This window comes from Roseibium aggregatum, assembly GCF_017309185.1.
Taxonomy (GTDB): Bacteria; Pseudomonadota; Alphaproteobacteria; order Rhizobiales; family Stappiaceae; genus Roseibium; species Roseibium aggregatum_B.
Genome location: NZ_JAEKJZ010000001.1, coordinates 760147 through 780127, shown reverse-complemented (window position 1 = coordinate 780127; position 19981 = coordinate 760147). Strand labels below are relative to the sequence as shown.

Genomic DNA, 19981 nt, shown 5'->3' with positions numbered 1-19981 from the left:
ACCATGACCAGAGCCACCAGCCTCCTCTACCTCGACGGCGTGTCGGTCTCCTTCGACGGTTTCAAGGCGCTCAATGAACTTTCCCTGACGATCGCCCCCGGCGAGATGCGCGCCATCATCGGCCCGAACGGCGCCGGCAAGACGACCATGATGGATGTCATCACCGGCAAGACACGGCCGGACAGCGGCGACGTGTTTTTCAACGGCGCGGTCGACCTGACCGGCGAGGACGAGGCTTCCATCGCGGAACTGGGCATCGGCCGCAAGTTCCAGAAACCGACCGTCTTCGAAAGCCACACGGTCTGGGACAACCTGGAACTTGCGCTGAAAGCTCCCAGGGGGCCCTTCGCGACCCTTTTCCACACGATTACCGGCGCGGAGAAGACGCGCATCGAAGACCTTCTGGATCTGATCCGCCTCAACGACAAACGCGACGAGTTGGCTGCCAACCTCAGCCACGGCCAGAAACAATGGCTGGAAATCGGCATGCTTCTTGCTCAGGACCCGAAACTGCTTCTGGTCGATGAACCCGCCGCAGGCATGACCGACGCAGAAACCGCGGAAACGGCGGAACTACTGAAGGATATAGCCAATGATCACTCAGTCGTCGTGGTCGAGCACGACATGGTCTTTGTTCGCTCCCTTGGCGTTAAAGTCACAGTCCTCCACGAAGGATCGGTCCTCGCAGAAGGATCGCTCGATCACGTCTCCGCCGACGAGCGGGTCGTAGAAGTCTATCTGGGGCGGTGATGGGATTGGCCCTCGTCTCTCCGCCGCCCAGGCCGGGACAGAGCCAGGTTCTGTGCCGTTTTGAGCTTAAGACCGACCCAGATCGGCACATAAAGAAAACGGGTCCCGGCTCACGGCCGGGGCGGCGTCAGGCAAGCTTTCCAGGGTTAAGAAAATGCTGAACGTCGAAAACATCGATCTTTACTATGGCGCGGCCCAGGCCCTGAAGAGCGTTTCGCTGAATGCGGAGGTCGGCAAGGTCACCTGCCTGATGGGCCGCAACGGTGTCGGCAAGACCTCCACCTTGCGCGCGGTCGCCGGACAGCACGGAATCGCCAAGGGCAGGATCGTCTGGGAAGGCGAGGATATTTCCGGCCTGCCGGCCCATGCGCGCGCCCGCAAAGGCATCGCCATCGTTCCCCAGGGGCGCGAAATCTTTCCCCTGCTCACCGTGAAGGAAAACCTGGAAACCGGTTACGCCCCTATCCAGCGCAAGGACCGGCACATCCCGGATACGATCTTCGAACTGTTTCCGGTGCTCAAGGACATGCTCAACCGGCGCGGCGGCGACCTGTCCGGCGGACAGCAGCAGCAGCTCGCCATCGGCCGCGCGCTGATCACAAGGCCCCGCCTTCTTGTGCTGGACGAACCGACGGAAGGCATCCAGCCGTCCATTATCAAGGACATCGGCCGGGCGATTTCCTGGCTGCGCGACCAGGGCACCATGGCGATCGTCCTTGTCGAACAGTACTTCGAATTCGCCAGGGACCTTGCCGACGATTACGCCGTCATGGACCGGGGCGAGATCGTTCTCTCCGGCAGTGGTGCGGACCTTTCGGAAACGGAAGTCCGGCGTTATCTGACGGTCTGATTTTTTGAATGTGGCCCTCCCGCTGCGGCTCGGAGGCGGTGACGGCTGGAGAAGGGAATGGAGGGTGGTCTAAAGCCATCTTTCCTGAGAGGTTCATTTTGCAGGCCCTGAGACAACGCGACGTTTGACGATCCCGCATCGCCTGATAGGCTGCAGCCGACCCGCCTCCCAATCCCTCAGGAAACTGATCGCCATGTCCTCCCCGCTTGCCAGCGACACCATCGATGCCATCAAAACCGCTGTCGAAACCCGGTTCGAAAGCCAGATTTCCTTTTTGAGGGAGGTTGTTCGCGCGCCCTCGCTGCGCGGCGAAGAGGCCGGTGTCCAGACGCTGGTGGCGGAGGCATTGGCGGCCCGCGGCTACGAGGTCGAGACCTACAAGGTCGACCGTGAGGCGCTGAAGACACACCCGGCCTATTCACCGGCCACAATCAACTACGCCGACACGTTCAACGTCAGTGGCGTGAAGACGCCGGAGCGACAGTCGGGCCGGTCGCTGATCCTCAATGCCCATGTGGACGTGGTCCCGACCGCCGATCCCGCCGCCTGGACGCATCCGCCCTTTTCCGCGACCCGCGTCGGTGACTGGCTTTACGGGCGCGGCGCCGGCGACATGAAGGCGGGGCTCGTAGCCAATCTCTTCGCGCTGGACGCCATCGAGGCGGCCGGGTTCGCCCTTCAGGCACCGCTGGAATTCCAGTCCGTCATCGACGAGGAGACGACGGGCAACGGCGCGGCCGCCGCCATTGCACGGGGCACGCGGGCCGACGCGGTTCTGATCCCGGAGCCCACTGATGAAGACATCATTTTCGCCAATGCCGGGGTCATCAAGTTCCGCATCGAGGTCCAGGGCGTTCCGGCCCATCCGCGTGAACCGGCCTCCGGCCTTAGCGCCATCGACGCGGCGATCCTGGTCATCGGCGCCCTGAAAGAACTCGAGGCGCGCTGGAACAGCGAGAAAACCAATCACTCCGGGTTTGAAACCCTCACCAATCCGGCAAGCCTGAACATCGGCACCCTGCAGGGGGGCGAATGGCCGTCCTCGATACCGTTTTCCTGTTTTCTGGAAGGGCGGATCGGCTTTTTCCCGGGAGACGCCGCCTCGGACAGGATGGCTGCCGTCGAAGAGGCGCTGGCGGAACTGGTCAAGCGGGAGCCGCGGCTTGAAAAAGCCAATCCCCGGCTTGAGTGGAACGGGACATGTCAGGCCGGATACCGGCTGGACCACGGCTCGGACGCCGAGAACACGCTCGCCTCGGCTCACCGGCTGGTCAACGGGCAGGATCTCGGCCGGTCCGTCATGACCTGTTATCTGGATGCGGCCCTTTTCATGAACCATTGCGGCATCCCGTCCCTGACCTACGGGCCGGTTTCGAAAAACATTCACGGCATCGACGAATGCGTGAATCTGCCTTCGCTGAAAAGGGTCACGCAGACCATCGCCCTCTTTACGGCTCAATGGTGCGGCATTTCAGCGAAATAGGTCGGAATGCAGATTGATTGCCGGTGTAAAAACCGATAATTACGCGGTCGATTTCCTTGTTCGGTCAGGGTGGAAGGCATCTCTCCGCACCGGCCTCGGCAAGCGGCTAAAATAGTTTAAGGACGTTTAGGACTCGCCATGCGCGTTGCAATGATTGGGACCGGTTATGTCGGTCTGGTATCCGGAACCTGTTTTGCCGATTTCGGTCACGTGGTGACCTGTATCGATAAAGACAGCACGAAAATCGACGCCCTCAACAACGGCCAGATCCCGATTTACGAACCCGGACTTCAAGACCTTGTCGCGAAAAACGTGGCCGAGGAGCGGCTGTTTTTCACCACCGACGCGACTGAGGCGATCAAGAAGGCGGACGCCGTTTTCATCGCGGTCGGTACGCCGACGCGCCGCGGCGACGGCCACGCCGACCTCTCCTACGTCTATGCGGCAGCGGAGGAAATCGCCAACCTGATCGACGGGTTCACTGTCGTCGTCACCAAGTCGACTGTGCCGGTGGGAACAGGCGACGAAGTCGAGAACATCATTCGCAAGACCAACCCTGCGGCAAACTTCGCCGTGGTCTCCAATCCGGAATTCCTGCGCGAAGGCGCCGCGATCAGCGACTTCAAGCGGCCGGACCGGGTTGTGGTCGGCACGGAAAGCGATGAAGCGGTCGAAGTGATGCAGGAGCTTTACCGCCCGCTTTATCTCAACGAAACGCCGATTATCGTCACCAAGCGCCGGACCTCGGAGTTGATCAAATACGCCGCCAATGCCTTTCTGGCGGTCAAGATCACCTATATCAACGAGATCGCCGATCTGTGCGAGAAGGTCGGCGCCAATGTTCAGGAAGTGTCCCGGGGGATCGGCCTCGACAACCGGATCGGGTCCAAGTTCCTGCATGCGGGACCGGGGTACGGCGGTTCCTGTTTTCCGAAAGACACGCTTGCCCTTTCCAAAATCGCAGCCAACGCGAATTCGGGTCTGAAAATCGTCGATTCCGTGATTGAGGTGAACAGCGACCGCAAGAAAAGAATGGCCGACAAGGTTATCGATTTCCTCGGCGGCGACGTCAAAGGCAAGACCATCGCCCTGCTCGGCCTCGCTTTCAAGCCGAATACGGACGACATGCGCGAAGCGCCAAGTATCGACATTGTCGAGAAACTGCAGGCCGCCGGCGCGAAAATCCGTGCCTACGACCCGGCGAGCATGGACGAAGCCGGAAAGATCATGTCGGATGTTCTGTTTTGCGACGGCCCCTATCATGCGATCGAGAACGCAGATGTCGTCGTGATCGTGACCGAGTGGGACCAGTTCCGGGCACTGGATCTGGACCGTGTGAAGCAATTGTTGAACGCACCCAAGGTCGTGGACCTGAGAAACATCTACAAGATGGATTATATGAACGCCAAGGGATTTGAATATACGAGCGTTGGACGGAGTTATTGAATACTGTTTAAGCCCGGCGACGTAACCGAACGTTCCGGTCAGTGGTTTGCAAGTGCCGACCGGGTACGGGGCGCCGCACCGTCGGGTTCTTGAAAGATCTGAAACAAGGTGCCCGGCGGATCTCGTTTCGATAGTTTCCTATTGGATTCAAGTCACTTCCGGGCGGCCAACATCTGAACGCCCGCCTCCGACAAGTGCCATCGCACTGACGGGACACCACTACAACCTTGAATGCACGCAGGGAGATTTAGTCTTTTTTGCCAGTGTACTTTACTTCACCCGGCTTATGTTTCTCTTCGCCTGATTTGGAGTATTTCTGCAATCGCATCGCGTCCATTTGTTACGAAAATTTCATGCTTATTTCAGGGTGAGCGTATTGTCGCACACAACCTGACCAGGCAAAGAATCCCTTAACAAAAAGGTCGTTTTTTTGTTAACCAACTATTAACTACAGCGTAGCGTGCGAACTCAAAATTGATTAAAATACGAATTGTGTTCCCCGACAGACAATGCGAAGCGGGTGAGATATAAAAGTGGCAAACGAAACAGTCACATATAACGCTGAGCCGACTCAGCGAGCTTCTGTGAAGGTTGCCGGTGGCGTTCCGACGACGCGCAGGCGGGTCGTACTGACAGCCCTGTTTTCGAAACGGGAGCGCGCGTCAAACCCTGCCCGGAAACTGTCGAAACGCCTGTTCGATTTTTCCGGTGCGGCGACAGGATTGCTCGTTCTTCTTCCTCTTCTGGCAGCGATTGCGATCGCCGTGAAGGCGACGAGCCGTGGGCCGGTGTTTTTCCGGCAAAAGAGATACGGCCTGGACGGATCGCCTTTCACCGTCTTGAAGTTCCGCACCATGTTCGTGCACCTTTGCGACGAGACGGGCGTCGACCAGACCGTCGAGAACGATCCCAGGATCACTCTGATCGGCAACTTTCTGCGCAAGAGCAATTTCGATGAGCTTCCGCAACTCCTCAATGTGTTGAAGGGGGAGATGTCTCTCGTCGGCCCGCGGCCACACGTGCCCGGCATGCTGGCGGCCGGAGTGCCTTACGAGGACTTCGATGAGCGCTATATGGATCGTCACAAGGTCCGGCCGGGTATTACCGGTCTGGCGCAGGTCCGGGGCTATCGCGGAGAGACCAAGGAAAGATTCGCAGCCCGAATGCGTCTTGAATACGACCTTGAATATGTCGACAGGCAGACCCTCGGGCTCGACATCAAGATCATACTCGATACCATCACCCGGGAATTTCTCAAAGGAAACGGCTATTAGCCACGTAGCTCCGAAGCTCGTCCCGAGCCGCGGCACGCTCGCAACGAACTTCAGAGCAAGACAACCGGAAAGATCCGTTTCCCGTCTCGTTTCCGCAACTGAGGTCCGTTGCCGTGATCGCGGCAACGACAAACGAGTTTGCATCCCCCGCCACTTGGCAAGTGCCTCAGAACTGAAGAACAGCCTGACAAAGTCCGCTTTCAGGCCTCTTTGAGCAGGGTCGCGAGGCGCTGCAGGGCAAGAGTATATCCCTGGGTGCCGCATCCGGCGATGACGCCATCCGCCCGTGCCGACACATATGAATGATGCCGGAAGTGTTCCCGCCGGTGGATGTTCGAGATATGCACCTCGATCACCGGAAAATCGCACGTGTTCAAAGCGTCCAGAATAGCCACCGAAGTGTGTGAATAGGCCGCCGGATTGATGACGATGCCGTCCGCCTTCTCCCTGGCTTCCTGAATCCAGTCGATCAATTCGTGCTCCGCATTGCTTTGTCGGAACTCGACCGCCAGCCCCGCCTCGCCGGCAAAAGCCTCGCAAGACAGCCGGACATCCTCCAGGGTTTCGTTGCCGTAAATTTCCGGCTGCCGTTTCCCCAGAAGATTAAGATTGGGTCCATTGAGAATATAGACCTGCTTCGACATTTGTTGCCCCTTACAGCCTGTTTCAATCGCCCGCCGGGAGAACGATTCCCGTGGCACGCTGCTCTTATACCAAGGGAAACGGATTATCGCTCATCCGCGCAGTTTTTCAGACCTTTCGGTCAGAAGCGCTCCCCAGGGCGATACCGGGTATCTTCAAACGCGCAGCGCGGACCGATAGGCCTGAAAGGCAATACTCCCTTTCCCTTGGTATTACGCCAAATACCTGTGGACGGAAACCGGTGGCGAAAAAGCGTGCAGGCCGCTCTCTTGCACTCGTTAAATTTACCCATTATTAACTATGAAATTTAATTCTGACGGAAAGCATCAAGTCGACGGGATTCCATGATCAAGCTGCGCGAACGGCTGGACACTTTTGAAGCGCTGATGGCGGCAATCGACGGCTACCAGCACCTGCCGATAGATGTTCTGTCACAGTTTCTTCTGGACCACTATACGGTCGACCTGGATGTTCTGGCCCAGTTCGCCGACACGCTGGAAGCCGGCCATACGCCGCACGGCGCGCGTTCCGCATCAGGAAACAGCACTGCCGCCGCCTGATCCCTGCAGCGTTTCTGTCATCCACCCCAAGGAAGCAACGGTCGCCAACGAACGGCGGTCCATGACGGATCCGAGAGCAAACCGCATTCGACAGAAGCGTATTTCGTTCTCTGAAATGCTTGATTTCAGTGCAGGCAACGATGCAGGAGTTTTCCGGTCGAACGCGGCAATCGCTAGCCGATCGGCGTTGTGCTTCCGCCCGCCTCGATAGCCTGACTGGTCGGTTGCCCCGGCCCGCCTTGCCAGATTTTCTGACGATTGCGGATCTCGCGTGGCGCGGGACCGAAATAGGTCGCCGTCTTGATGAAGTCGCGCGGGTGCAGGATCACGCTCGATACGCGCTGGTAAAGCGATTTGGCGGAAATCGGCTTGGAGAGAAGCTCATGAACGCCCAGACGGCGGGCTTCCACGATCCGGCTGCGTTCGGTATGCGCCGTGACCATGATGATCGGGATATAGGCAAACGGGTTGTTCGGGCTGCGGATCATGCGCACCATGTCGGCGCCGTCCAGAATGGGCATGACCCAGTCGAGGATCAGGATATCCGGGTTCGCACGGTCCATGGCCTCGAGACCGGACGCGCCGTCTTCCGCTTCGACAATACGGCGCGCGCCAAACCCCTGCAGCATCGTTCTGAGGATGGTGCGCATATAGGCACTGTCTTCAACCAGCAAAAAAGTCAGAGATGCAAGATCGAGACTCACGCAAAACTCCTTGTTTCACGCAGTCTTGTCATGAAAGTCTGAATATTGAGTTAGCCGGATTCCGGCCACATCAACCGGGCTTTTCAGGTTATTCAGCGCCATTTTCTGCCGCTGCGTCAGTCAAGTTTCCCCGACGTCTTGCAAAAATTCGCCGGGTTTCACGCCTTGGTAATGTTGCGGCGAATTAATCTTTTGCGCGGCAGCGAATTAACGTGACTTTCAACCCTGTTCCCTCATTTTCCCCTCAACAGAACACGAAGAAATCACGAGACAAACTTGCCAGCAACGACCGGAACCATGTCCCAGGACCCTGATACATTCGCACAAGACGAGCCGCTCTCCATCGAGCGTGAGCCGTCGGTGCCGGGCCGCGGCGGCAGATTGCAGGACAATCTGCTGCTTCTGTCCGGTCTCGGACTCGTTCTTGTGGCCACGGGAATGGTTCTGGGAAACGTGCTCTAGGCGTCCCTGTCAGGCAGGTCGTCGTCGTCCAGTATGCGCCACTTGGCGCCCTCGAGATCATCGTACTGACCGCTTTTCAAGGACCAGAGAAAGGCGATCAGGCCGAGCGCCCCCAGAAAAAGAGCGATCGGAATCAGGAAGACGAGCACGTCCATAGGTTCAACCTCGCGCCGGCTGACGCTGCCCGCGCCGCGGCTCATCAATCGGGGACGACGGCCTGCTCTCTCCCCAGCGCAGTTTCAGCGCATTCGCCGTGACTGCCAGAGACGAGGCCGACATGGCCACCGCGGCCATCAGCGGCGTAACGAAACCGGCAACGGCAACCGGCACCGCTATGACATTGTAGAGCGCAGAAATCCAGAGATTCTGTTCAATCGCCGCCCTGGCCTTTTTCGACAGGCGCAAGGCATCCGCAACAGGCTGAAGTTTGTCTCCGAGGAATACGGCGTCAGCCGCAGCCTGGCTGAGATGAACGGCGGAAACGGGCGACAGCGAGACATGTGCTCCCGCAAGCGCCGGCGCGTCGTTCAGGCCGTCGCCGACCATCAGCACCTTGCGGCCTTCCTTCTGCAAGGCTTCCAGGCGGGCGATTTTCTGAGCGGGCTTCATTCCGGCCTGCCACTCCTCAATCCCGAGTGTCCCGGCACACAGTGCCACGGAAGGTACCGTGTCGCCTGAGAGAATCTCCAGCCGGTAACCTTCGTCCTTGAGGCTCTCGACAACCCGCCGCGCATCCGGTCTGAGGGACTGGCGGAACGGCAGCAGCCGCACCGGCTGCTCTCCCAGGCGGATCGCCAGCAGGGAAGCTCCGGGATTATCCTGCAGCACGCGCTCGATCTGTTCGCTGGAGGCTCCGCAGAACAAGGCACTGCCGAGCTTCAAAACGACGCCTTCCACCGTGGTCTCCAGTCCGGAACCGGAGACTTCCGAAACATCCGGCAGGGGCTTGAGCGCGCCGGTGGCCTTGACGAGCGCGGCGGACAGAGGATGGCGGCTGGCAAGCGCCAGGCGGCCGGCGAGCGCGATTGTCTCGTCCTCCGGATCGATTGCCGTGCAAAGCTCGGGTTCGGCAAGGGTCAGCGTTCCGGTCTTGTCAAACAGGATCGTGTCGACATCGGAAAGCCGCTCGATCGCATCACCGGAATTGAGCAGCACCCCGCAGCGGAACAACTGGCCGGAAGCGACGACCTGAACGGCCGGCACCGCGAGGCCGAGCGCGCAGGGGCAGGTGATGATCAGGACGGAAATCGAAATGACAAGTGCCGGTTGCCAGCCAAGTCCGGCCATGAGCCAGCCCAGGAAAGTCAGTGCCGCCGCGCCGTGCACGAGCGGGGCATAAAGCCTCGCGGCGCGGTCGGCGATGCGGACATATTTGGATTTTGCCTGGGACGCGGTTTCCAGGAGCCTGTTGACCTCGTCGAGCAGTGTCGCGCCCGAGGCGGCTTCGACGCGCACCTGCAACGCCCCGGCGCCGTTCAGCGTTCCCGCGTAGACCCTTTGACCGGGTTTCACCGGCACCAGAACGCTTTCACCGGTCACCAGGCTCTGGTCGATTTCCGATATCCCGGTTTCAACGACACCGTCGACGGGCACGCGCTCGCCCCCCGAGACCAGAACGAGATCGCCGGTCGCGACCTTGGACAGCGGCACTTCGCGCACCGTGCCGTCAGGACCAATCCTGGCGGCGACTTCCGCCTTCAGGGCGGCGATGTTTTCCGCGAAGGACCGGGTGCGGCCGCGCATGTTGTGATCGAGATAACGGCCGACCAGCAGAAAGAAAAGCAGCATCACGGCCGATTCGAAATAGGCATGATGCTGGTGTTGCATGGTCTGAATGACCGACAGGGCGACGGCCAGAACCACACCGATCACAATCGGGACATCCATGTTCAGGCGACCGGCGGCCAACGCGTTGACCGCGCTCCGGATGAAGGGCCTGCCCGCATAGGCAACAGTCGGCAGAGCGATCAGCGCCGAAATCCAGTGGAAGAAATCCCGGGTTTCCGGGGTGATATCGGTCGCATTCCCCGACCAGACGGAAACGGAAAGCAGCATGATGTTCATGCCCGCGAACCCGGCCACGGCCAGAGAACGCAGAAGTTCCTTGCCCGTCTTGTCCTGCCGTTCCTTCTGGCTCGCGGGATCGAAGGGATGCGCCGTATAGCCGAGCCTTGCGAGCTCCGCGACGATTTCATCCGCCCCGGTCAGATCTTCAGCCCAGTCGACCGCAAGACGCTGGCTGGTCAGATTGACCCGGGCGGTCCTGATCCCGGGAAGGCGCTTCAGACCGCGTTCGATCTCTCCCATGCAGGCGGCGCAGGTAATGCCGTCGACGGCAAGATCCATATGGACGCCGCCGTCCTTGCCGGGCGTGACAAATGCCTGCCAGTCGCGCTGATGAACCGTCACCTTGTCAGCCTCAGTTCTTCAGGAAAATCCGGTTTTCCGATCTGAATTTGCGTTCTCCGCCTTTTTCGATCTCGACAATGAGCGTCCAGTTTCCTTCCGGAACGTTTTCAAGGTTGGCAATGTAGCGGCCACCGCCATCGGCGTTCAGAACGGCTGCGACATCCGCCGTCTCATGGACGGGATTACGCAACAGTGCGTTGATGCTCAAGCCGTAGAGCGGCACGCCCTTGTCATCCATCGCCGTAACGACCAGGCGGCCACCGGCCTCGCCGCTGCGGACAAACTCGCTGGTCACCTTCCAGTTCAGCTCGGCCTGAGCCTTGGCGGCGGCGATTTCCTCGTTATAGACCTGCCCGGCTTCATAGGAGCTTTCCACCACGACGCCCGGGAAAGTCCCGAGCGCCAGGTAGATGAACACCGCATTCGCCGCAAAGATGACGCCGAAAAATCCAAGCAACCAGATCAGAACGGTCCTTCCGGTGATTGCCTTGGGGTCTTTCACTTTCGATTGAACCATTTCCATCCTGGCTTCCTCAAGGCTTGTCTGGTGCTTTGAACGTGTCGTTCGCGGTCACGACTTCCCCCATCACGCTTTCGGTGATGCGGAAGGTTACCGGCGTACTGTGCGCCATTTCCACACCGGGGGGGGACGTCACGGTGATGCGGACCTCACGGGTCTGATCCGGGCCGACCTCGATGATCGGGCGGCCGGCAAATGTCGTATCGACGCCGATGGCCACAACCTTGGTGTCCGGCGGCATGCCTTCGACATGCAGCATGAAGCTGCGGGCGTGACGGCGCTTGTTGGCGAGACGTACCGTGTAACCGTTGCGGACAGTACCGTCTGACTGCTGCACGAAAACCGGGTTGCGGTCGTGAAGAACGCTGATATCCGCGAAATCCCGATTGAGCAGCACATACAGCATGATGGCGCCGACGAGCGCAATGACCGCCGCATAGATGACGGTGCGCACGCGGACGATCTCATAGACCGGCTCCTTGCCGTCGATACGGCGCTGGATGTTTTCGTCCGTATCGTAGCCGATGAGCCCGGTCGGCTTGCCGACCTTTTTCATGATGTTGTCACAGGCGTCGATACACAAGCCGCACTGGATACAGTCGAGCTGCAGTCCCTTGCGGATATCGACACCGGTCGGGCAGACCTGGAAGCACTGATGACAATCGATGCAGTCGCCCGCCGGCAACCCTTGCGCCGCCAGCCTGGTGTTCTGCTTCAGCGACCCGCGCGGCTCGCCCCGATCCCAACGGTAGGTGACGTTGAGCGCCTTTTCGTCGGTCAGGGCGGCCTGGATCCGCGGCCAGGGGCACATGTAGATGCAGACCTGTTCGCGCATGAAGCCGGCAAGCAGATAGGTTGTTGCCGTCAGGATGGCGATCCAGACATAGGCGACCATTGGCGCCTGAAAGGTCAAAAGCTGCCAGACCAGCGTCGGGGCGTCGTTGAAATAGAGCACCCAGGCACCACCGGTCCACCACGCGATCATGAGCCAGAAGAAATGCTTGGTGGCCCGCTTGCCGACCTTGCCGAAGGTCCAGGGCTCCTTGTCGAGCGCGATGCGCTCGCGCCGATCGCCCTCGACCTTGCGTTCGACCCACAAGAACAGATCCGTCCAGACCGTCTGCGGGCAGAGATATCCGCACCAGATCCGGCCGGCGACGGCGTTCATCAGGAACAGCATCACCGCGGCGATGATCAGGAGGCCGGTCAGATAGTAGACCTCCTGGGGCCAGATCTCGATGAAGAAGAAGTAGGCACGCTTGCGTTCCATGTCGACCAGAACGGCCTGGCCGGGTGCGTCCGGTCCCCGGTCATAACGTAGAAAGGGTAGAAAATAATAGATGCCCAGAGTGATGAAGAGCAGCGCCCACTTGATCCTGCGGAACAAGCCATGCGTCGCCATCGGATAGATCTTCTTGGCAGACGCGAACCACTCGTCGGAGTGCGCGTCGTCACGCGTCTCGGTGTCCGTAGACATACCGTCCGTCCTTTTTCACGTGATCCTGCCCCAATAGGATCGAAGGAAACATTTTGCTGCCGTCTTCGACAGCACTCTCCCAAATTAATCCGGCGCAAAGCGAAGCACCTTGCGCCGGATCAAACCTCATGCAACGTCCGGCCCAAAGGCCGTATCCTCGACCTTACTGGCCACCCCCGAAAGAGTGAACATAGACGGTCAGCGACTTGATGGTTGCCGGATCCAGGCGGTCCACCCAGGCCGGCATCACACCGTTGCGCGGACCGTGGATCTGCGCCTTGATGTCGTCGAGCGACTTACCGTAGAGATAGTTCGCGGACATCAGGCTCGGTGCGCCGACTTCCTGGATGCCTTCCAGATTGTCGCCGTGACAGGCCGCGCAGTTGTCCACGTAGATTGTCTCTCCGGCTGCAAGGTCAACACCTTCTTCGGCCTCCACACCCGCGCGGGAAGCGACGAAATTGGCAACCTGGCTGATTTCCTCCCGCGTCAGGAGTTCATCGCGCCCGAATGCCGGCATTTCACCAATCCGTGCGTCGTCGTTGCCCGAGCGGATTCCGTAGAGCAGCGTGGTGTGGATGTCGTCCAGGGTACCGCCCCAGAGCCAGGTGTCGTCCTGGAGGTTCGGATAGCCTTCCGCACCGGTACCGCCCGAGCCGTGGCACGGGGCGCAGTTGTCGCCGAAGGCCGCCTGGCCGTTGGCCAGAGCGAATTGCAGCAGTTCCGGATCCTGGGCAATGTCCTCAAGGGACGCCGCCACGATCTTGTCGGCAAACTCAGACCGTCCCGCGACGCCCTCGTCAAAAGCCTGAAGGGCTTCCGTGCGCTGGCTGGCACCCAAAACGCCCTTGGTATAGCTGGAGACCAGCGGCCAGGACGGGTAAAGCACCCAGTAGACGACGGCCCATGCGATACAGGCGTAGAACAGATACAGCCACCATTTCGGCAGAGGATTGTTCAGTTCCTTCAGACCGTCCCATTCGTGTCCGGTCGTCTCGACCCCAGAGATGTGGTCGATTTCCTTTTCATGTATGTCTGCCATCAATCAATCCTCCCGAAACGGGATCTGTGCTGCATCGTCGAACTTCTTGCGGTTCCTCGGCCACAGAACGTAGGCCACAACGATCGCAAAGAGGATCATGAAGTAGAGCAAGCCCCAGGTCTGCGCGAAGCTTGCGACTGCGGAATATGTCTCATTCATCGCCCTTACCTCGCGTTTGCCTTGTTGTCGTAGATGGAGAAGTCGACCATGGTGCCGAGCACCTGAAGATAGGCGACCAGTGCATCCATTTCGGTGACTTCGCCGGGATTGCCGTCGAAATCGCGGATCGTGGCAGTCGGCCAGCGTTCCTCGAATTCATAGGCTGCATCCGTATCCGGCATGGCCTGCCCCAGAAGGTCCGTCGCAGCACTTTCGATCTGTTCGTCGGTGTAAGGCACGCCGATGATCGTGTTGACGGAAAGCTCGGCCTGAATGTCCCGGCCGTTCAGCTTGTTTTCAGCCAGGAACGGATATCCGGGCATGATCGAGGCCGGAACAACTGACCGAGGATCGATCAGGTGCTCCACGTGCCAGTCGTCGGAATATTTGTTGCCGACGCGGGCAAGGTCGGGACCGGTCCGTTTCGATCCCCACTGGAACGGATGATCGAACATCGACTCCGCCGCCAGCGAGTAGTGGCCGTAGCGCTCCAGTTCGTCGCGCATCGGGCGGACCATCTGCGAGTGACAGGTGTAGCAACCCTCGCGGATGTAGATGTTGCGCCCGGCCAGTTCCAGCGGCGTGTACGGCCGCATGCCTTCGGTCTTCTCGATCGTGCTCTTCAGATAGAAGAGCGGAGCGATCTCGACCAGGCCGCCGATGGCGACCATGACAAGGATACCGACCAGAAGAATGAAGGAGTTTTTCTCGAAAACTTCGTGTTTTTTCCAAGCAGACATGTCGTCCCTCTCCCTTATTCGGCCGGAGCCAGGGAGCCGGCCGCGGTGGTGTCGGCTTCTTCAGCCTCGCCGTGACGGACGGTCATCCAGAGATTGTAGGCCATGATCAGGGCGCCGGCCAGGAAGAGCGCACCGCCGAGAGCACGGATGATGTAGAAGGGATGCATCGCCTCCACGGTTTCCACGAAGGAGTATTCGAGGAACCCGAGCTGATCGTAAGCGCGCCACATCAGGCCCTGCATGATACCGGACACCCACATCGAGGTGATGTAGAGAACGATACCGATCGTCGACAGCCAGAAGTGCCAATCGACAAGTTTCAGGGAATACAGCCGCTTCTTGTTCCACAGCCAGGGGATCAGGCAGTAGAGGGCGCCGAAGGAGATGTAGCCGACCCAGCCGAGCGCACCGGAGTGGACGTGACCGATGGTCCAGTCGGTATAGTGCGACAGCGAGTTGACGGCACGCAGGCTCATCAGCGGGCCTTCGAAGGTCGACATGCCGTAGAAGGCCACGGAGACCACCATCATGCGCAGCACCGGATCGGTCCTGAGCTTGTCCCAGGCACCCGAAAGCGTCATCAGGCCGTTGATCATACCGCCCCAGGACGGCATCCACAGGATGATGGAGAAGGTCGCACCCAGCGTCGAGGCCCATTGCGGCAGCGCCGTGTAATGGAGATGGTGCGGTCCTGCCCAGATGTAGATGAAGATCAGAGCCCAGAAGTGCACGATCGACAGGCGGTAGGAATACACCGGGCGCTCAGCTCGTTTCGGGATGAAGTAGTACATGATGGCAAGGAAGCCGGCGGTCAGGAAGAAGCCCACCGCATTGTGGCCGTACCACCACTGCACCATCGCATCCTGCACACCGGACCAGACGATGTAGGACTTGGTCGAATAGATCGAGACCGGGATCGTCAGGTTGTTGGTGATGTGGAGCATCGCGATCGTGACGATGAACGCCAGATAGAACCAGTTGGCCACATAAATATGCGGCTCCTTGCGCTTCCAGAGCGTGCCCATGAAGAGGAGCAGATAGAACACCCAGACGATGGTCAGCCACAGGTCGGCATACCATTCCGGCTCGGCGTATTCCTTGCTCTGCGTCGCGCCAAGCAGGTAGCCCGTTCCCGCTATCACGATAAAGGCGTTGTAGCCGAGGATCACGAACCAGGGCAGGATCTTGCCCGGCATCCGCACGCGGCTTGTCCGCTGGACCACATACATGGAGGTTGCAAGCAGAACGTTGCCGCCGAAGGCGAAAATCACCGCGGATGTGTGCAGAGGACGCAAGCGCCCGAAGTTGGTCCAGGGCAAATCGAAGTTCAGCGCCGGGAAGGCCAGCTGCAAGGCGATAATCAGGCCCACGGTGAACCCGGCCACGCCCCAGAACATCGCCGCAACCGCGCCGAATTTGACCGGCCCGATATTGTAGTTCGGTTTGCCGTCGATTTCCTGCGGGATCACTTGCCCGCCGTCGTCGAAGTAGTTTTTGAAGATCAGAAATACGCCGACAGCGGCGAACAACGCGCCAATGCCAGCGTGAAATGCCATGACCTGATCAAAGGTCTTGCCCGCTACGATGATGCAGGCAAATGCCAGCAACACGAGGAAGAGAGCAAAACCGCCTTCCTCGAGCGAGACCAAGTTGGTCTTTTTTTGTGCCATTTCAGCGCCCCAGTCCTTAGATTCCATGCAAGGTGCCAATAATGGCAAGACCATGCACACGTCTCCCTCGAGACGCGTTGATTCATATCAAGTGGGTGTCTAGCGCAACGGGATGCGCATGAGGTAATGCACAATGTCGCATGGCGCGCGCTTAGTGTCGCAGGCCGGAAAGCCTGGAAAACCGCGCGGTCTCATCCCGCCAGCGCCGCGGCGCTCCTCCGATGACGCTCAAGGTCGACGCGCTTTTTTCGAAGCGACCGACATTTTTGTCACTCAACCGTTGCGACCTCCTGTCCGGGACATGCGGATGGCTGGCTCGACGCCTTTCGCACAGGCCCCTCAGCAGAGCCGCGACTCGCAATTCCGACGCGTGTTATCTGCGTCCGAGCACCAATCCGGTGACGAAAGGCAAAAGCAGCACCATCGCCGTGAATCGGACAATCTGATGGGCCGCGACGAACGCGGGATCGAGGTCCAGCATGAAAGCCAAGAGCGTCATCACCTCCAGGCCGCCAGGCGCATAGGCCAGAAGGGCCTGGCCGAAGGGGATGCCGGCGAGCGTGGAGACCAGAAGCGCACCGGCGATCGACATCAGGAACGCGGCCGAGAAAGCGGCAAGCGACGCGCCGAGCACCGCAACGAACTGGCGAAAGGTCATCGCCGCGAAACGGCAGCCGATCATCGCCCCCATCATGACGAAACACGGCAGCACCACGAATTGCGGCAAGACGAGCGTCAGGGCTCCCGAAGCATTGAGACCCGCGCTCATGAAAAACGCACCGGTCATCCATCCCCCGGGGATTTTCAGGCGCACGGCGGCGAAGCTGGCCGCCAGGCAAAGCGGCAGCCCGAAGGCTATTTCCCGAAGGGTCGAATGCGCCAGCACGATGCCCCCCTCCCCGACTTCTCCGTTGGTTGTGACCACGGCGAACGGCAGGATCGCAACCAGAACAAACAAGCGCAGGGACTGGCTGGAGGCGATGCGCGGCAGATCCGCTCCTCGCTCCGAAGCCAGGGCGATCACGTAGGACAAGGCTCCGGGAATCGCACCGAAGTAGGCCGTTTCCCTGGACCAGCGCGCACCGTAGTGAAGGACCAGATAACCGGCCAGCGTCACCAGAACGACGACGACCACAAGCATCGCCATGGAAAAGGGCCATTCCGCGATTCGTTCAACCACGTCGGGGCGCACGCCCGCACCCATCGAGATTCCGATCAAAAAGAAGAGCGCATCGCGCACGGGATCGGGCATCGAGGTCCTGATGCCTGCCAGGGTGGCCAAGGCCACGAACACCATTGCCCCGGAAAGCCAGGCGGCGGGAAGGCCGAGGAGATAGAAAACCACCCCTCCGAAAGCGCCGGTGAGCACGGTGACGATCAGTTGTGGCAGCGGTCTTTCAAACAAGGCGGGTTTCATTCGGGTGTGGCCCGAGCCTTTCGGCAACGGGCAGAAGAAGGGCGGCGTCGGGCTCTCTATAACGCGGGCACCTGGCTTTTGCATGCTTGATTGCAGCAATCAACACTGCCGGACCGGTATGCCAACCGCACTTCCTGAGAACTTGTTTGACGGCCCATGGAGGGTGGCATCAGGCCGTCGCACCCGGCAGGGTGACTGGCTTCGGCTCCGTGAACGCCCGCCCCTCGATGCCTTCCATGGCGCAGGCCCTGCGCACCGCGGGCCTTTCTTCCAGGGTTTCCAGCAACTGTTTCAACCGCGGGACGCCGGAGAGCCCCCACTTGCCTTGCTCGGGATAAATCTGCGCCCAACGCGCGCAGGCGGCGAGATAAAGATCCGCGCAGGAAAGTTCCGCCCCGAGCAGAAACGGCCCCTCCGTTGCCGCGATTTCTCTGTCGAGCAATGACAGACTGCCTGCGATGCGCCCGACCAGCATTTCACTGAACAGCTTCTGCGCTTCGCCTGCAGGCAGATACTTGTGTGGCTTGAAGGCAATGCGCAGGTCGGAATGAAGGGTGTTGGAAATGAAAAACAGCCACTTCAGGAACCGCCCCCTGTCCGGGGCAGTCCGCGCCGGGGCCAGCCTGTCGCATGTGTCCGCAAGGTAAAGAAGGATCGCTCCCGTTTCGAACATCGGCGCGTCCTGCCCCGGAACTTCCAGGACCGGGATCAACCCTTGCGGATTGAGCCTCAGATAGGCTTCGGAATTCTGCGCGCGGGCACGGCGGTCCACCGGCACATCCTCGTAGGCAAGCTCCAGTTCTTCGAGCAGCAGCCGGACAACAATATTCGCGCTGTCGGGCGAACCGTGCAGGCGATAGGTCCGATCAGGGGTGCAGGAGCCGCTCGCTGCGAGTTTATCTGTCACTGAAAGTCTCCATTCGATGCGCAGCCAGACTTGAGCAAGATCAAGGCACCGCCCGGAGATAACCGGAAAAATGCCCGCATGATGAACGATCCGATTTCCTACGCCCTGCGCAATGTCCCGCGCTACACCAGTTACCCGACCGCACCCCATTTCCACAACGGTGTGACGGCGGAAGTTTATGCGGGCTGGCTGGAGCAGCTGACAGCCGACGACAGTCTGTCGCTCTATCTGCACGTGCCCTATTGCCGTGAGATCTGCCACTACTGCGGCTGTCACACGAAAGCGTCAAGACAGGACGCCCCCCTGACCGCCTATGGCAAGACGCTCGGGCAGGAAATCGGCCTCGTCAGCACTCACGTGCCGAACGCAGGACCGGTACGGCACATCCACTGGGGCGGCGGCACCCCGAGCCTGCTGCCGCGCCAGAGTCTGATCGAACTGACCGGGCTGATGCGGGTCCTGTTCGACCTGGCGCCGGATCTGGAACATGCCATCGAACTCGACCCCCGGCTGGTGACGGCGGAACTGGCCGAGACCCTTGCGATCATCGGCGTCAACCGGGCGAGCCTCGGCGTTCAGGACTTCGATCTCGACGTCCAGAAAGCCATTGGGCGCGTCCAGTCTTACGACGTCGTCGCAGACGCCACTGCACATCTGCGCGCGGCGGGCATCGACGCGCTCAATTTCGATCTGATGTACGGCCTGCCGGGACAGACTGCGGAAACGATTCTCGACACGGTTGAAAAAACCCTGTCGCTGTCTCCCGGACGCATCGCGCTCTTTGGCTACGCGCATGTACCGTGGATGCGCAAGCACCAGCGGCTGATCGACGAGGCGGCGCTGCCCACGGCCGAAACGCGGCTGGAGCTTGCGGATGTGGCAAGGACCGCGTTGCTGAAAGCCGGTTACATCGCCATCGGGCTCGATCATTTCGCACGCGAAGACGACAGCATGGCGATCGCTTTGCGTGACGGGTCCCTGAAACGGAATTTCCAGGGGTACACGACCGATCAGGGTGACCAGCTTATCGGTTTCGGCGTCTCGTCGATCGGTAAGCTGTCCAGCGGCTATATCCAGAACATATCCGACGTCGGCAACTGGCGGCGCAGTGTCGAGGCCGGCGAAATGCCCGTTGCCAAGGGGCTGGCTCTTTCCGACGACGACCTGCTGCGCGGCCGGATCATCGAAGAACTGATGACCAACTATGTCTGTGACCTGACGCCTATCTGTGACGCTTTCGGTTTTTCGACCAGCGCCCTGGCCGACGCCTTCAGCGCGCTGGAGGATCTTGCGGCTGACGGCCTGGTACGGCTGGAACTCAATGACAATGCCCGGGTCCAGGTCACCGAGGCAGGCCGCCCTTACGTGCGCCTGGCCGCCGCCGCCTTCGACGCCTATCTCGCCGACAGCAAGGCCAAGCACTCGGCGGCGGTTTGAGCTTCATGCAAGAAGGCCGCGGAAATGCTCCG

20 protein-coding genes are annotated in these 19981 nt (G+C 60.0%); 8 read left to right on the top strand and 12 right to left on the bottom strand.

Features of this window, described 5'->3' with window-relative positions:
- Positions 1 to 3: 3 nt before the first annotated feature.
- From urtD to JF539_RS03450, 5 genes are all read left to right on the top strand, one after another.
- Positions 4 to 750: an urea ABC transporter ATP-binding protein UrtD gene (urtD, locus tag JF539_RS03470; protein WP_207138952.1), complete on the top strand. Its 747-nt coding sequence runs from the start codon at positions 4 to 6 to the stop codon at positions 748 to 750.
- A gap of 154 nt (positions 751 to 904) precedes the next feature.
- Entirely contained in the window at positions 905 to 1600 is a 696-nt protein-coding gene (gene urtE / locus JF539_RS03465; RefSeq protein WP_207138951.1) for an urea ABC transporter ATP-binding subunit UrtE, read from the top strand.
- Between the two features lie 193 nt (positions 1601 to 1793).
- Positions 1794 to 3083 carry an ArgE/DapE family deacylase gene (locus JF539_RS03460; RefSeq protein WP_207138950.1) on the top strand — a complete coding sequence of 430 codons (1290 nt, stop codon included), beginning with the start codon at positions 1794 to 1796 and terminating at the stop codon, positions 3081 to 3083.
- Between the two features lie 138 nt (positions 3084 to 3221).
- Positions 3222 to 4529 (top strand): UDP-glucose dehydrogenase family protein, encoded by a 1308-nt coding sequence (locus tag JF539_RS03455; protein ID WP_207138949.1) that lies wholly within the window; start codon positions 3222 to 3224, stop codon positions 4527 to 4529.
- Between the two features lie 584 nt (positions 4530 to 5113).
- Positions 5114 to 5803 (top strand): sugar transferase, encoded by a 690-nt coding sequence (locus tag JF539_RS03450; protein ID WP_328809194.1) that lies wholly within the window; start codon positions 5114 to 5116, stop codon positions 5801 to 5803.
- Between the two features lie 200 nt (positions 5804 to 6003).
- Here JF539_RS03450 and aroQ read toward each other — a convergent pair whose 3' ends face one another.
- On the bottom strand, positions 6004 to 6447 hold the full coding sequence (gene aroQ, locus JF539_RS03445) for a type II 3-dehydroquinate dehydratase (RefSeq protein ID WP_207138948.1): 444 nt from the start codon (positions 6445 to 6447) through the stop codon (positions 6004 to 6006).
- A 342-nt stretch (positions 6448 to 6789) separates the two neighbouring features.
- Between aroQ and JF539_RS03440 the strand changes: the two genes are divergently transcribed.
- A complete protein-coding gene (locus tag JF539_RS03440; protein WP_207138947.1) occupies positions 6790 to 7005 on the top strand; it encodes a hypothetical protein in 216 nt (71 codons plus the stop codon).
- Positions 7006 to 7178: 173 nt separating this feature from the next.
- On the opposite strand, the gene JF539_RS03435 is transcribed toward JF539_RS03440, so the two are convergent.
- Complete coding sequence (locus JF539_RS03435; protein ID WP_207138946.1) at positions 7179 to 7709, bottom strand: response regulator; 531 nt, start codon at positions 7707 to 7709, stop codon at positions 7179 to 7181.
- A gap of 276 nt (positions 7710 to 7985) precedes the next feature.
- Here JF539_RS03435 and JF539_RS03430 point away from each other — a divergent pair, with 276 nt between their 5' ends.
- Complete coding sequence (locus tag JF539_RS03430; protein ID WP_207138945.1) at positions 7986 to 8171, top strand: hypothetical protein; 186 nt, start codon at positions 7986 to 7988, stop codon at positions 8169 to 8171.
- Here the strand turns inward: JF539_RS03430 and ccoS are convergent.
- The 10 genes from ccoS to JF539_RS03380 all read right to left on the bottom strand — a co-directional run bounded on the left by ccoS (position 8168) and on the right by JF539_RS03380 (position 18512).
- A complete protein-coding gene (ccoS, locus tag JF539_RS03425; RefSeq protein WP_207138944.1) occupies positions 8168 to 8326 on the bottom strand; it encodes a cbb3-type cytochrome oxidase assembly protein CcoS in 159 nt (52 codons plus the stop codon). The two genes, JF539_RS03430 and ccoS, sit on opposite strands and share 4 nt — an antisense overlap.
- A 4-nt stretch (positions 8327 to 8330) precedes the next feature.
- The gene (locus JF539_RS03420; protein WP_207138943.1) at positions 8331 to 10580 is read right to left on the bottom strand and encodes a cation-translocating P-type ATPase; all 2250 of its coding nucleotides are present in this window, start codon (positions 10578 to 10580) and stop codon (positions 8331 to 8333) included.
- Between the two features lie 10 nt (positions 10581 to 10590).
- Positions 10591 to 11103 carry a FixH family protein gene (locus JF539_RS03415; RefSeq protein WP_207138942.1) on the bottom strand — a complete coding sequence of 171 codons (513 nt, stop codon included), beginning with the start codon at positions 11101 to 11103 and terminating at the stop codon, positions 10591 to 10593.
- Positions 11104 to 11113: 10 nt separating this feature from the next.
- Positions 11114 to 12577, bottom strand: a complete 1464-nt coding sequence (gene ccoG / locus JF539_RS03410) for a cytochrome c oxidase accessory protein CcoG (protein ID WP_207138941.1) — start codon at positions 12575 to 12577, stop codon at positions 11114 to 11116.
- A gap of 163 nt (positions 12578 to 12740) precedes the next feature.
- Positions 12741 to 13619 carry a cytochrome-c oxidase, cbb3-type subunit III gene (gene ccoP / locus JF539_RS03405; protein WP_207138940.1) on the bottom strand — a complete coding sequence of 293 codons (879 nt, stop codon included), beginning with the start codon at positions 13617 to 13619 and terminating at the stop codon, positions 12741 to 12743.
- 3 nt (positions 13620 to 13622) lie between these two features.
- Entirely contained in the window at positions 13623 to 13778 is a 156-nt protein-coding gene (locus JF539_RS03400; protein ID WP_207138939.1) for a cbb3-type cytochrome c oxidase subunit 3, read from the bottom strand.
- A 5-nt stretch (positions 13779 to 13783) separates the two neighbouring features.
- Positions 13784 to 14518 (bottom strand): cytochrome-c oxidase, cbb3-type subunit II, encoded by a 735-nt coding sequence (ccoO, locus tag JF539_RS03395; protein ID WP_207138938.1) that lies wholly within the window; start codon positions 14516 to 14518, stop codon positions 13784 to 13786.
- Between the two features lie 14 nt (positions 14519 to 14532).
- Entirely contained in the window at positions 14533 to 16188 is a 1656-nt protein-coding gene (ccoN, locus tag JF539_RS03390) for a cytochrome-c oxidase, cbb3-type subunit I (RefSeq protein WP_207138937.1), read from the bottom strand.
- 373 nt (positions 16189 to 16561) lie between these two features.
- Positions 16562 to 17593 (bottom strand): AbrB family transcriptional regulator, encoded by a 1032-nt coding sequence (locus tag JF539_RS03385; RefSeq protein ID WP_209016985.1) that lies wholly within the window; start codon positions 17591 to 17593, stop codon positions 16562 to 16564.
- 181 nt (positions 17594 to 17774) lie between these two features.
- Positions 17775 to 18512, bottom strand: coding sequence for a glutathione S-transferase family protein (locus tag JF539_RS03380; RefSeq protein WP_209016984.1), 738 nt, complete (start codon positions 18510 to 18512; stop codon positions 17775 to 17777).
- Between the two features lie 78 nt (positions 18513 to 18590).
- Here JF539_RS03380 and hemN point away from each other — a divergent pair, with 78 nt between their 5' ends.
- Complete coding sequence (gene hemN, locus JF539_RS03375; RefSeq protein ID WP_207138934.1) at positions 18591 to 19949, top strand: oxygen-independent coproporphyrinogen III oxidase; 1359 nt, start codon at positions 18591 to 18593, stop codon at positions 19947 to 19949.
- Positions 19950 to 19981: the final 32 nt, after the last annotated feature.

What these genes read in the sequence shown, in the direction of transcription:
- urtD (WP_207138952.1), top strand. Translation starts at nt 4, where the DNA reads ATGACCAGAGCCACCAGCCTCCTCTACCTCGACGGCGTGTCGGTCTCC.
- urtE (WP_207138951.1), top strand. Translation starts at nt 905, where the DNA reads ATGCTGAACGTCGAAAACATCGATCTTTACTATGGCGCGGCCCAGGCC.
- JF539_RS03460 (WP_207138950.1), top strand. Translation starts at nt 1,794, where the DNA reads ATGTCCTCCCCGCTTGCCAGCGACACCATCGATGCCATCAAAACCGCT.
- JF539_RS03455 (WP_207138949.1), top strand. Translation starts at nt 3,222, where the DNA reads ATGCGCGTTGCAATGATTGGGACCGGTTATGTCGGTCTGGTATCCGGA.
- aroQ (WP_207138948.1), bottom strand. Translation starts at nt 6,447, where the DNA reads ATGTCGAAGCAGGTCTATATTCTCAATGGACCCAATCTTAATCTTCTG.
- JF539_RS03440 (WP_207138947.1), top strand. Translation starts at nt 6,790, where the DNA reads ATGATCAAGCTGCGCGAACGGCTGGACACTTTTGAAGCGCTGATGGCG.
- ccoS (WP_207138944.1), bottom strand. Translation starts at nt 8,326, where the DNA reads ATGGACGTGCTCGTCTTCCTGATTCCGATCGCTCTTTTTCTGGGGGCG.
- JF539_RS03415 (WP_207138942.1), bottom strand. Translation starts at nt 11,103, where the DNA reads ATGGAAATGGTTCAATCGAAAGTGAAAGACCCCAAGGCAATCACCGGA.
- ccoG (WP_207138941.1), bottom strand. Translation starts at nt 12,577, where the DNA reads ATGTCTACGGACACCGAGACGCGTGACGACGCGCACTCCGACGAGTGG.
- ccoP (WP_207138940.1), bottom strand. Translation starts at nt 13,619, where the DNA reads ATGGCAGACATACATGAAAAGGAAATCGACCACATCTCTGGGGTCGAG.
- JF539_RS03400 (WP_207138939.1), bottom strand. Translation starts at nt 13,778, where the DNA reads ATGAATGAGACATATTCCGCAGTCGCAAGCTTCGCGCAGACCTGGGGC.
- ccoO (WP_207138938.1), bottom strand. Translation starts at nt 14,518, where the DNA reads ATGTCTGCTTGGAAAAAACACGAAGTTTTCGAGAAAAACTCCTTCATT.
- ccoN (WP_207138937.1), bottom strand. Translation starts at nt 16,188, where the DNA reads ATGGCACAAAAAAAGACCAACTTGGTCTCGCTCGAGGAAGGCGGTTTT.
- hemN (WP_207138934.1), top strand. Translation starts at nt 18,591, where the DNA reads ATGATGAACGATCCGATTTCCTACGCCCTGCGCAATGTCCCGCGCTAC.